Genomic DNA, 12,605 nt, shown 5'->3' with positions numbered 1-12,605 from the left:
TCAATTTGAGCAAGAAAGGGAAGTAAGTCCTTGCGTCTAAGCATTTTCTTTTTGATTAACTTACCCGCTTTATCGACGCCAACAGCATGAAAAACAGACTTTGCGATATCTAAACCGATTGTAGTAATCTTCATAGGTGGACCCGTCCTCTTTCTGATGAGTTTTAGCGACTACATCGTGGCCCATTGCGAGGCCGATTAAAAGTGGATGGGTCCATTCCATTATCCATGGCGAGACTCACGCAATTTGTCATTTCGCCCTGCGGCAACTCCGAGGGGATGCGTATTCCGTCGATTTTTGAGTTGTCTGATTGGTCACTTAAAGCATTAAAGAGTTGTGGATGCCCTACCTCACACTTTATAAAACTTTGCTTTAACCATGTTAAAAATGGTTGAAAACTCAGCGAGATAGATGCTAAGTTACTGGCATATATAGATTATTATGTCATGTTATTTAATTTTCCATACTGTATGGTTCGTTTTTTATTAGATGTATTGGTTAACACTGTTTGATAATTTAAATAAGGTAAATCATGGAAGCTCAAGAAATTGCATTTTATTCTGATCCGCGAGTTTGGTCAGCAGCTATCGCACTCCTAGCTTTAGTTTTGTCTCAACTTCCTCCTATTCATAAGCTGCTACGTAGGGGAAAGCTCGAGTTAGATGTATATGAGAAAGTATGCATTACACATGTGCTTGGGAATCCAAATTTACAGTTACATATAATCTTAAATAACACAGGTGTAAAACCAGTAGCTATAGCGGGGCTAGATGTTTCATTAATAAAGGACAACAAACCAATTGTCAGCTTATTAGGCCAGAACTATATAAAATCACCTGAAAAAAACGGACAAGTTCTACTAACCAAGTTTAAGTTAAAATCTGGAGATGAATGGTCTCATTTAACTAATTTCTACAGTGAACTTTCAAAAAATGATGAGAAAAAACACAAATCACTTATTAAACGTGTTCGAGATGATATATCAAAAAAAATTGAGGAAAGAACAAATGATACAAAAGGTTTAGTAGAAGTTTCTGAATCATTGCTTGGTGAAATGCGTAGTTTTTCCCTATCACATAACATTTGGGAAACTGGAGAGTATAAGTTAGAGCTAAACATTCGATGTATTGAATCAAGGTATGACACTTCAAAATTATTTAGATTTACTCTATATGAATCAGACATTGATGAGTTAAAAGATCAAATTGAGAGATACAAATATGGTGAAGGTATTTGTTATACACCAACGGATAAGAATTTATGGATTCTGGTTAAACTAGATGAAATCGGCAAATAGAAAAATTAACGAACCATCAATTATTTTTCTTAACTTTGCAAAGTGTAATCAGCCAAACCATTTATTTCTGTGTAAGCTCGATTAAGCATCGCGGCATTCTTGTTGAGAACAACTATTGAATATTTACCTTGCAAACTATCGCAGTTATTTGGTTTGGGTTTGCTTGAAAGGGTTGTTAAGCAATATACCTTTGCCGTCCACTCGTTATTTCCATGTAAGAATAAATCAGGCCACCCAAGATAAAACAAGAACATAATGAACTTTCTGTTAGCATTCAAGGGCAATTAACGAGCCACTCATTGTTAAATTTACAGAGTGTATGCTCGTCAGAAGGGGTTCAGATTACTGTAGGGGTTGGCAAGATTAAGCACTGTCATGGAAGTGACCGTTGACGGCATGGATGCCGTCGTCGAGCCCTCAGGGATGAGTTAATGGCGTGTCACTGGAATGACAGTGCTTAATCGCTGAAACAGAATGATGAACACCCTCTCTATGAGTAATTAATACAGCCTTGCATTTGTTCAATTCCAACCCTAAAAACAAAGATCTGTTACCGAAAAGCTGGATTCCCGCCCACAAGTATTGCGGGAATGACAGTGCTTAATCAATGTCGTCATTACAATACAAGCGCAAAGCAAGATGCGGCAACATATCACTCACCTTATGGCTCTCGTCTTGTGGATCAAACGCGCAGGCGGGGTTTCTTCTGTTATAATGCCTCCTCGATTTTTTGGAGGCGAGAATGGACGTATCTTCTTTACTAGACGGCCTGAATGATAAGCAGCGCGAGGCTGTCGCGGCACCGCAATCTAGCATGTTAGTGTTGGCGGGCGCGGGCAGTGGTAAAACTCGGGTGTTGACCCACCGCATTGCTTGGTTGATGCAGGTTGAACAGCAGAGTCCTTACTCGATTCTTGCTGTGACGTTTACCAATAAAGCTGCGGCTGAGATGCGCGAGCGAGTTGAAAAAGTCGCTGGCACCAATATGGGCCGCATGTGGATTGGCACTTTCCACGGCTTGGCGCATCGCTTGTTGCGCACTCACTTCCAAGATGCGGGTTTACCGCAAAGCTTCCAAATCCTCGATTCTGACGATCAAGTGCGTTTGATCAAACGTATTCTAAAAAGCCTGAATTTGGATGAGAAACAATATCCTCCACGCCAAGCTCAGGGTTATATCAATGGTAAAAAAGACCAAGGATTACGCCCTAAACATATCGATGCGGGCGGTTTTCCGCTTGAGCAGAACCTGTTAAAAATCTATCAGGTTTACCAAGAGTCCTGTGACCGCGCTGGTTTAGTCGATTTTGCCGAAATCCTATTACGTGCCCATGAGTTATGGCTCAATAAACCGCACTTGTTGGCCCATTATCAAGACAGATTCAAGCATATTTTGGTGGACGAGTTCCAAGATACCAACGCGATCCAATATGCGTGGATCCGTGTGCTTGCCGGTCAAACTGCCAATGTGATGATAGTGGGTGATGACGACCAATCGATTTACGGCTGGCGTGGTGCTCAGGTTGAAAACCTACATAGATTCTTAAAAGATTTTCCGAGTGCGACCACGATTCGCCTCGAGCAAAACTATCGCTCTAAGGGCAATATTCTTAAAGCGTCCAACGCCTTAATCGCCAATAACCCAGAACGTATGGGCAAAGAGTTGTGGACGGATGAAGCCGATGGCGATCCGATTTCGCTCTATTGCGCCTTTAATGAAATGGATGAGGCGCGCTTTATCGTCGGTCGAATTAATGATTGGCACGAAAAGGGCGGCAACCTCAGTGATTGTGCGATTTTATATCGTTCTAACGCTCAATCGCGGGTATTGGAAGAAGCCTTATTACACAAAGGCTTAGCCTATCGCATTTACGGCGGTTTACGCTTCTTCGAACGCCAAGAAATTAAAGATGCCATGGGTTACCTGCGGCTGATTAATAACAAAGACGACGATGCGGCGTTTGAGCGTGTGGTGAATACGCCGCCCCGTGGCATTGGCGATCGCACTTTGGATATTTTGCGCTCCACGGCGCGTCAGCATGAATTAACCCTGTGGCAGGCGAGTGTGCGTTTGCTCGACGAGAAAGTGCTTGCGGGCCGCGCAGCAAATTCTGTGCGTGGTTTCATGGACTTAATCATGACACTGCGTGAAGACACCCAAGATATGGTGCTGTATCGCATGGCCGATACAGTGATCCAAGCGTCTGGCCTTAAGGCCATGTATGAAGCCGAAAAGGGTGAAAAAGCCCACGCTAGAATCGAAAACTTAGAAGAACTCGTCACGGCGGCGCGTACTTTCGAAATGCCAGAAGAGCTGGAGGACATGGGCGAACTTAACGGTTTCCTATCCCACGCGGCGCTCGAAGCGGGCGAGGGCCAAGCCGATGCCTTTACCGATGCGGTGCAGCTAATGACGCTGCATTCTGCCAAAGGGTTAGAGTTCACTATGGTGTTTATGGCGGGTGTCGAAGAAGGGATTTTCCCGAGTAAAATGGCGCTCGAAGAGGGCGATAGACTCGATGAAGAACGCCGTCTCTGCTATGTGGGCATGACCCGCGCCATGGAAAAACTCTACATAACCTATGCCGAATCGCGGCGCATTTATGGCCGCGAAGATTACGCTCGGCCGTCGCGTTTTATCAAAGAGATCCCGCCGCAATATGTGGATGAAATCCGCCTCAAGGCGCAGGTTTCAACCCCAATGGCGAATAATCGTTTTAGCACTCAAAAGTCAGCTGCTACAAACGATACCGGTTTTAACGTCGGCCAAAGAGTCAATCACCCTAAATTTGGTGAAGGTAAAGTGACCAACTTTGAGGGCAGCGGTGCTCAAGGGCGAGTACAAGTGAGCTTTACTGACTTTGGCAGCAAGTGGTTAGTGGTGGCTTACGCTCGGTTAGAGGCGCTTTAATGCCTGCCCTGAACGCGATGAATGTCAGCTTTTTATGACACGCTTTCAGGGCGTAAATTCGCATCGGGAGAAGCATGGGTATATGATGCTAATCCTGAAACCGAGTGGAAACTTGAGGGTATTGGGAGTACCTAGTTAATGAATTTAAAGCAGAAGTGGGATGTGTATTCCCGTCTTACTCGAATCGACCGTCCCATAGGTACGCTATTGCTGATGTGGCCATGCTTGATGGCGCTGATGTTAGCGGCGGGTGGTATGCCCGATCTTAAGGTATTGATCATCTTTATTATTGGCGTGGTGATCATGCGTGCCTGTGGCTGCATTATTAACGACTATGCCGATCGCGATCTCGACTCTTTTGTGGAACGTACTAAATCTCGGCCGCTGGCCAGTGGTGAAATCAGCACTAAAGAAGCCTTGATACTGTTCGTCGTTTTAGGTTTGTCTGCTTTTGGTTTAGTCTTATTACTCAATGGATTAGTGGTTAAATTATCCGTTATTGGTATTATCCTCACGATCATTTATCCCTTCACTAAACGCATCACCAATATGCCGCAGATGTTTCTAGGCGTGGTGTGGAGTTGGTCTATCCCTATGGCTTACGCCGCGCAGACGGGTGAAGTACCTATCGAGGCTTGGTGGTTATTTGCGGCCAATTGGTTTTGGACTGTCGCCTACGATACCATGTATGCCATGGTCGATAGGGATGATGATTTAAAGGTGGGCATTAAATCCACTGCAATTTTGTTCGGTAAATATGACCGCCAAATCATAGGTTTATTTCAGCTTGCTGCGCTGGCTTGTTTTATCGCCGCCGGTTGGAGCGCCGATCGTGGTTTACTCTATGGCCTAGGTTTACTGACTTTTGTCGGCTTTAGTACTTACCAGCAAATGCTGATCTTTGATCGCGAACGAGCCCCTTGTTTTAAAGCGTTTCTCAATAACAATTGGGCTGGACTCGCATTATTTGTTGGGCTGGGCGCCGATTATTTAGTTTAGTGAGCATCATTTTTGCTGTGGAAGATCCTGATGGATCATCCACTGATTCTGTGGCGCTAATATTTGTTCTAAATCAATCTGGTGGATGTTGTCTTGGGAGATAACCTTGATAACTGGGCTCACTTTATGGGGATAAGGCGCACCTTCGAGTGCGCGTACCGCCAGATCGATGGCAATCCGAGCCTGTAATACTGGTGAGTCGCTGACCGTCGCGAGTAACTGTTTTTTCTGCACTAATTCTATGGTCTGTGCATTCGAGTAGAACGCGATGACCTTTCCCGTTTTATTCCTACGCCCGTCTAAATAGCGCGCCGCGAAAGTGGCGGCAACTGCATTGGCGATCACATAATCTACACTTTGTTTAGTAAGCACTTTTCGCACTAAATCAGCTTGAATAAATAACTCCGTAGTACCAAACCCTCCTTCAATTGTGTCGAACTCTTGTTTGGTTGCCGCCCGCCTAAATCCTTGTTCCGCCGCCATAACCCAAGAAGCGTCCTTAGGCCCTGGAAACCAAGCAACTTTAAGTTTCGCAGGCGCTTTATCGACAGGGTCTCGTTGCTGCGATGCAATATACTCAATCGCTGCCGCAGACATATCTTCAAAGCTGACTAAGGAGCGACTCGTGAGTTTGTCGGTCGCGATACCATTCACTAAATCAATAACAGGAATGCCCGCAGCAGAGAGTTGTTCGATATCCGCAATCAGTCCATCAGCCGTATTCGCAGCAATAATATAGGCTTGAGCTTTGAGGGCTTGGCAATCATAGAGTTGTTGTTTTTGTTGCTCAATATTGTCATATCCTCCAGCATCATAAATGCCGAGAGTTACACCTTGGCGTTCGGATTCCTGCGATAACCCAAAGGCGACGCCCCACCAATATTGGTCTTTACCATGGGGAAGTAAGGCACAGATCCGCCATGGTTTATTGGCTTGAGTAAGTGGTGTGTATGCCGTTTTTTTGCCATCAGCAATCACATCGGCGGGATACCAAGTTGCCTGCACTGCAAAGGCGAAAATATAGAGGATTAAGGTGAGGCAAATCCTGAGGGAGTAAGCGAAGAATGCAGTAAAGTGCATAGGATCATCATGTTAAGTTAACAATAGATTAAGCATAGATGAATGATCCATAGTTGCTAAGTCGATGCTAAATAAAGCTGATTTATTCTTAATAACCAGTGCCATGAAGTGTTATGGCACTTTTATGATGGGCTGCAGAGTGGTTGAAATTGTAGGGGCGTATTACATTAGCAGGCTTTACGCTTTGACTTGTTCACTGAATGCTTAAGTTTACATTTCACGCTTAAGGCTTAATTGCCACAGCTGGTTTTTGCCATAGTGCTTAGTCTATAGTCATTGGCTTATAGTGGTTTTTTAGGATCAATTTCATGCTTAGGTAACAAGGAATCGTTATGTTTATTCCGTCAGGATTTGCACGGGTTAGTCCGTATATGATGATCGCTGATGCCGATAGTTTAGTGGTTTTTTTACAGCAAGCCTTTGATGCTAAAGCGCTACATATTTCCCGTCGGGCTGATGGCAAAATAGCTAATGCACAGATGCAAATCGGCGACTGTTTATTTATGTTGAGTGAGGCGAGTGAAGCTTTTACGCCTATGCCCGCATCCTATTATTTATATGTGGAAAATGCCGATAAAACGGTGGCTCAGGCACTCGCCGCTGCGGGTGAGTTAGTGATGGAAGTGGCGAATATGCCCTATGGCGATCGCCAAGGTGGAGTGCGGGATCCCGTGGGCAATCTGTGGTGGATCTCCCAGCGTTTAGCCGCAGGGCCATATCAGGATTGAGCATCAAGTGATAACAAGTCAAAGGAGGTGATGTATGCCGTGCCAGTTAACCCGATTATTTGGAATCGAATTACCAATTATTCAAGCGCCGATGGCGGGTGTTCAGGGCAGTGCCTTAGCGATAGCTGTGTCGCAAGTGGGGGCGTTGGGATCTTTGCCCTGCGCCATGTTATCCCTCGAAGCCTTAGATACCGCCTTGACACATATTCGCACCCAGACGACTAAGCCCATCAATGTAAACTTCTTTTGTTATCACGAACCTGAACCGCAAGCAGCGAAACAAGCCGCATGGCTTAATCAACTCGCGCCTTATTTTTCTGAGTTGGGTGTCAATCCTGATAGCCAAACCGTGGGGGCACAACGCGCGCCATATACCAGCACCCAGGCTGCAGTGTTAGCTAAATTTAAACCTGAGGTGGTGAGTTTTCATTTTGGCTTACCGAATGAAGATTTGTTGCTGGAGATAAAGTCTTGGGGTTCAAAAATCATTTCGACAGCGACAACTGTAGAAGAAGCCCTATGGCTTGAAGCGCGTGGTGCGGATGCCATTATTGCGCAGGGTTTAGAGGCCGGAGGTCACAGGGGGCATTTTTTATCCGATGATTTAACCAAGCAGTTAGGCACTTTTAGTCTATTGCCGCAAATCATTGCCGCCGTTGATATTCCTGTTATTGCAGCGGGTGGCATAGTCGATGCAAAGACAGTGCGCTCTGCTATGGCGATGGGCGTTTCGGCGGTGCAAGTGGGGACTGCATACTTACTCTGTCCCGAATGTACCACCAGTGATATTCACCGTGCCGCCCTGCAAAGTGAGGCCGCGCAGCATACGGCTCTGACTAACTTATTCACTGGTCGACCCGCCCGTGGAATTATGAATCGTTTTATGGCAGAGCTTGGCCCCATCAATAATGCCGCACCGGATTTTCCGCTCGCCTCAAGCGCCGTCGCAGTATTGCGAAGCGCCGCTGAACAACAAGGATTTGGTGATTTTAGCCCACTTTGGTGCGGCCAAAATGCAACAGGTTGTCAGGCTATTCCCGCCGCAGAGCTGACGAGGCAATTGGCGTTAGGTTTGATGGTCTAAGATATTGTTGGATAGGTTATTAATACTCATTGTTATGCTCACCAAGGCTTACATTTAATATGGCTAAATTAGCGGCTTGTTAGTTTATACTCGTCGTTTAAAGGTTGGTTTGTCGTTAGACTGCCGCTTCTTTTAAATTATGTTTTTTTCTGTACAAATGGCTGCAAATCACTGGCGCTATAGTCGTGGGTGCGAGTGAGCTATAGATTTAAGGAAAACAATATGTTGTTACGTAAAATCATTGTTATGTGCCTTGCCGTTATGAGTTTTGCTACGTTTGCGGGCAATAAAACCTATCAAGATATCGCACTTAAAACCTATCCAGATCAGCAGCAAGTGACTTTAGCCAGTGTTGCGGGTGACAAGCCTATATACCTAAAGTTTTGGGCAACCTGGTGCCAACCTTGTATGGAGCAAATGCCGCATTTTGAAGCCCTGCAGAAGAAATATCAGGACAAGATTAATATCATAGCGGTGAATATCAATATTAATGAAGAGCTGCCTAAGATTGCTGACGTTATTGCGCGTTTCGGGCTCACTATGCCCGTGTGGTTGGATAATGAAGGGGAGTTAGGTGTGGCTTTAGGTTTGGTCGGCACACCCTATAGTGTATTAATCAATCGTGCTGGTGATGTGGTTTACACTAGCCATGAGTCTGATGCCAATTTAGATAAATTTATCGATATGTTGGCGAATGGCCAAGAGTTGACTGCGCAGACAACGGAGGCACCCAGTGCCGAACAAACAGCTAAGTTACTGAAACCTTGGGAACAAGGTGAGCATTTACTTTTTTTTACCGCAACATGGTGTGATTGGTATTTGGCTGATAGCCGCCCAGAAATGTCTAAAGAGTGTATTGCCGTTCAAAAAGGTTTAAATAATCTCGCGCAAAAAGTGCCTAATAAATCGTGGCACGGTGTGGTCAATCACTTGTGGACAGACGATAAAGCGCTCGAAGATTTTAAGCAGCTTTATCAACCTCAAGTCGATTTTAGTATTGATGAATTAGGTGTGTTATTTAATCATTTTAAAATCCGCAATATTCCTACTTTACTGTGGGTTAAGGATGGTAAAGTTATTCAGCGTATTACCGATTTTAGCCAGCCAGAGAAAGTAGTTGAGCAGCTTTCGGCTCAATAAGCTCATTCCAAATGTTAGGCCTTTGATAGATATCCAAAGGCCTTTTGTCTTCAAAGATTGAATAGATACACAGCTCAATATTCGGTGTTAAAGTCATTGCCCATGGGAAGCACTGCGCAATAAACTGATTCGTAGAACGAGTTGGTTAAGCGTTAACCTTGTTTGGTGTAATGCAGAGTGTTTTCCATTTTATCGTTGAATTTTATTGTGGGGGGTTTTAGCACTATGACGCCGATTTTCAGTAATGCCGCTATTGGTCGTAGTTTGTTGGTTTTGCTCTTGTGTGCTGGCGTATTCTTTTTTATCGATTTTTTAGTGCCCGCCTTAGCTGCATTGATTGTGTGTTTTTCAAGTTGGCCTCTCTATCAAAAACTATTGGCAAAATGCGGTGGTCGCTCGGCGTTGGCGGCAACCATTGCCCTATGTTGTATTGTGCTCGGGCTGATTATCCCGCTGGTGTTTGTATTTTCCTATGCGTTACAAGAGATTAGAACTTGGGTTGATTGGTTGGTGTTTACTAACCAACACGGTTCGCCCGTGCCCTTGTGGATCAAAGATTTACCTTGGATGGGTGAATGGTTAACCCTGCAATGGCAGCAGTTTATTGGTGAACCCCATGAATTAGGCCAAATTATCAGTGCCATTAGTGGCCAGAATTTGAGTGGCATTTCCCGTTGGGTGCTGCAATTGGGTTGGAATACTTTAGGGTTGTTGTTGACCTTACTTTTTATGCTGATCACTTTGTTTTTCCTCTATAAAGATGGTCCGCAAGTGGCTAAGCAGTTGGATATCGTGGGTGAGCGAGTGCTGCCTGCTCGCTGGCATAGTTTTTCCCGTGTGGTGCCTGCAACAGTCAGTTCTACCGTGATAGGTATGACGCTTATCGCAATTGGTGAGGGCATAGTGCTGGGGATTGCCTATTGGATTGCGGGAGTACCTTCGGCCGTGGCTTTTGGGGTGTTAACCGCCTTTATGGCCTTGGTTCCCGGCGGCGCGCCAACCATGTTTACCTTGATTTCACTCTACCTTGTCGGCACTGGCGATATGACGGCGGGGGTCGGCTTGTTTCTTTGGGGCAGCATAGAGCTGTTTATTGTCGATAAAACCTTAAGGCCTAATCTTGTCGGTGGGCCGATTAAATTGCCTTTCTTACCGACTTTTTTCGGTTTGATCGGCGGCGTAAAAACCATGGGTTTTGTCGGTTTATTTGTTGGTCCAGTATTGATGGCCCTGCTGGTGGCCATTTGGCGTGAGTGGTTAAGGGAAGAGCCCGAAACGATAATGGATAAACAGGAGGATAAATAGTCGCTAAAGCTTCATTTCTCTAAGGTATTTTTGCGCTCATCGGTGTAAAACCACCAAGGTTTAGGATCTTCACCTGCCATAAAACGGGTGATGGAGATAAACACATCGAGCATGCAGGGGTCGTGTCTTTTGCCCGTTTTGTCGCACAGCGTTTGATACAGCTCGTAGGGGTTTCTATCTAACAGCTGCTCAGGCTTATCTATGCCAAGCAAACGTAAATCCGCTGCACAGGCTTTGCCAATATTGGGTAAATCAGTCAATTGCTTAACCTCGGCACGCATGACTTTTGCTGGATTCATTTTTATCTCTTGGGGTGTAGTCATACTTGATAGATTAGTCTATTGGCCCACAGTTAACCGCGTTAGCCTGTTAAGATATTTCGCCTTCCTTGGCAAAATCTGTATTGCACTTCTAACACTTTATTAAGGTTACAGTTTTTCTATATCAACATTTAAGCTATTAAGATGTTCAAGCAAAGCTGGATTGACATTATTATCCACTTTTCCGCCTAAGTACTTACCAAAGAAACGTTCAGTCGCAATTATCGAGGCGAGCTTGTTGGCACGTTTGATAAATCCATGACCTTCATCTTTGGCGAGTAAGTATTCAACGGGTAACGATTTTTGGTACATTTTTTTCGCAATATTATCTGATTCAACTTGAGTCACTCGCGGATCATTGGCTCCTTGGATAAGCATCAGCGGTGCTTTTATGTTATCGACAAAATTAATTGGGGAGCGGTTCTCCATATCTTGTTTTTGTTCAGGAATTAACGGGTCTCCCACTGATTCAAACCATTGGCCTAAATAGGGGCGCCAGTAATCGGGGAAAGACGCCATTAACGTGACTAAGCTTGACGGCCCCACATAGGCGATCACAGCTTGGTAAAGATCTGGGGTAAAAGTCGCGCCGGATAAAGCCGCATAACCACCGTAAGATGCGCCAAAGATCCCCAAGCGATTTTTATCCGCAATCCCTTGTTCGACTAAGTAATTTGCACCATCAGTCAGGTCATCTTGCATACTGCCAGTGCCCCAATTGTTATTGCCTAAGTTGAGGAAGTGTTTGCCAAATCCTGTCGATGCGCGAAAGTTTGGCTGTAACACGGCATAACCACGGTTGGCATAGAACTGAGCAATCGCATGGAAGTAACCAGAGTCTAGCGCCCAGTAGTCCCGAGCCCAAGGGCCGCCATGGGGCAGAATGATGGTGGGTAAATTGCGCTGGTTTCCCTTTGGTAATGTCAAATAAGCCTGAATTTTTACACCATCCCTTGCGGTATAGACTAGGGATTGTCTTGGTGATAACAGTTCTGCTTGTATGCTTGGAGGAATATCCGCGAGTAAGTGGATATCACCATTAATGGCATTGTATTGGTAATCTAAGCTCGATGCTCTATCGCTTGCGACGTTGATCTGCCAGAGATTATTTTTCTCGTTACGTTCGGTAATGGTTATTTCAACATCTTGATTAAAATGCTTATTGATCACATCCCAGTGCTTAGCAAACTCAGTATCAAGTGGATAGGTTCTTAAGCGACCGCCATAATAGGAAATGGCTAAAGGTTCACCAGCATCGTTAAACAATACCTGATAAACATCCGCTTCATCCTTAGGATCTTTATGTAAGGTTTCATATTTTCCCGTCATAAGATCAACTTTGAGCAGTTGTTGTTTATCCCGCTCGCCGATGTTGGCACTGATATAGGCGAGTTTTTTCGCATCGTTTACTTTTAATATATCAATGCTTTCACCCTTAGCTGTGTGGATTATTTTACGCCAAGTGCCATCAATGAGTGTGTAGAGGCTATAGCCTGAAGGATCCCCTCATAAATCAGCCATAGCATAGCCATATTTGAGCAACTGATTGGCGAATAATACCCAGGCCGCCAGCAATTCTTTCTCCGTGATTTGATAATCAGGCCGCCTGAGTACCTCCAATCCCAAGCGAATCGTTGAGAGTACCGTTCGATGCCCAATGGTATTGGCCTGAAAATGCTTATCCCAGCCCTGTTGCTGTGCGTGTAAACCAACTAGCCACAACAGGCATTGAACCATCAAC

General features: G+C 45.0%; 10 protein-coding genes and 2 pseudogenes. 7 read left to right on the top strand and 5 right to left on the bottom strand.

Features of this window, described 5'->3' with window-relative positions; all coding sequences use genetic code 11:
• Positions 1-134 (bottom strand): annotated as a pseudogene (locus tag L5M10_RS22125) (IS110 family transposase); the annotation flags it as partial.
• A 398-nt stretch (positions 135-532) separates the two neighbouring features.
• Here L5M10_RS22125 and L5M10_RS22120 point away from each other — a divergent pair.
• From L5M10_RS22120 to ubiA, 3 genes are all read left to right on the top strand, one after another.
• Positions 533-1,297 carry a hypothetical protein gene (locus L5M10_RS22120; protein WP_261730730.1) on the top strand — a complete coding sequence of 255 codons (765 nt, stop codon included), beginning with the start codon at positions 533-535 and terminating at the stop codon, positions 1,295-1,297.
• 742 nt (positions 1,298-2,039) lie between these two features.
• Entirely contained in the window at positions 2,040-4,208 is a 2,169-nt protein-coding gene (gene uvrD, locus L5M10_RS22115) for a DNA helicase II (RefSeq protein WP_263255938.1), read from the top strand.
• A 138-nt stretch (positions 4,209-4,346) separates the two neighbouring features.
• Complete coding sequence (gene ubiA, locus L5M10_RS22110; RefSeq protein WP_263255936.1) at positions 4,347-5,207, top strand: 4-hydroxybenzoate octaprenyltransferase; 861 nt, start codon at positions 4,347-4,349, stop codon at positions 5,205-5,207.
• A 6-nt stretch (positions 5,208-5,213) separates the two neighbouring features.
• Here the strand turns inward: ubiA and torT are convergent, their stop codons facing one another.
• On the bottom strand, positions 5,214-6,287 hold the full coding sequence (torT, locus tag L5M10_RS22105; protein ID WP_263255934.1) for a TMAO reductase system periplasmic protein TorT: 1,074 nt from the start codon (positions 6,285-6,287) through the stop codon (positions 5,214-5,216).
• A 332-nt stretch (positions 6,288-6,619) separates the two neighbouring features.
• Between torT and L5M10_RS22100 the strand changes: the two genes are divergently transcribed.
• From L5M10_RS22100 to L5M10_RS22085, 4 genes are all read left to right on the top strand, one after another.
• Positions 6,620-7,015, top strand: coding sequence for a VOC family protein (locus L5M10_RS22100; RefSeq protein WP_131524224.1), 396 nt, complete (start codon positions 6,620-6,622; stop codon positions 7,013-7,015).
• A 34-nt stretch (positions 7,016-7,049) separates the two neighbouring features.
• Complete coding sequence (locus L5M10_RS22095; protein ID WP_263255932.1) at positions 7,050-8,099, top strand: NAD(P)H-dependent flavin oxidoreductase; 1,050 nt, start codon at positions 7,050-7,052, stop codon at positions 8,097-8,099.
• A 222-nt stretch (positions 8,100-8,321) separates the two neighbouring features.
• The gene (locus L5M10_RS22090) at positions 8,322-9,239 is read left to right on the top strand and encodes a redoxin family protein (protein ID WP_263255931.1); all 918 of its coding nucleotides are present in this window, start codon (positions 8,322-8,324) and stop codon (positions 9,237-9,239) included.
• A gap of 225 nt (positions 9,240-9,464) precedes the next feature.
• A complete protein-coding gene (locus L5M10_RS22085; protein ID WP_131524227.1) occupies positions 9,465-10,544 on the top strand; it encodes an AI-2E family transporter in 1,080 nt (359 codons plus the stop codon).
• Positions 10,545-10,555: 11 nt separating this feature from the next.
• On the opposite strand, the gene L5M10_RS22080 is transcribed toward L5M10_RS22085, so the two are convergent.
• From L5M10_RS22080 to L5M10_RS22070, 3 genes and pseudogenes are all read right to left on the bottom strand, one after another.
• Positions 10,556-10,843 carry a helix-hairpin-helix domain-containing protein gene (locus L5M10_RS22080; protein WP_263255930.1) on the bottom strand — a complete coding sequence of 96 codons (288 nt, stop codon included), beginning with the start codon at positions 10,841-10,843 and terminating at the stop codon, positions 10,556-10,558.
• Positions 10,844-10,972: 129 nt separating this feature from the next.
• Positions 10,973-12,193 (bottom strand): alpha/beta hydrolase family protein, encoded by a 1,221-nt coding sequence (locus L5M10_RS22075; RefSeq protein WP_263255929.1) that lies wholly within the window; start codon positions 12,191-12,193, stop codon positions 10,973-10,975.
• 177 nt (positions 12,194-12,370) lie between these two features.
• Positions 12,371-12,605: pseudogene (locus L5M10_RS22070) on the bottom strand (IS4 family transposase); the annotation flags it as partial.

The organism is Shewanella sp. SM32, assembly GCF_025654235.1.
GTDB classification, from domain to species: Bacteria; Pseudomonadota; Gammaproteobacteria; order Enterobacterales; family Shewanellaceae; genus Shewanella; species Shewanella oncorhynchi.
This window is presented reverse-complemented; position numbering and strand designations above follow the sequence as displayed.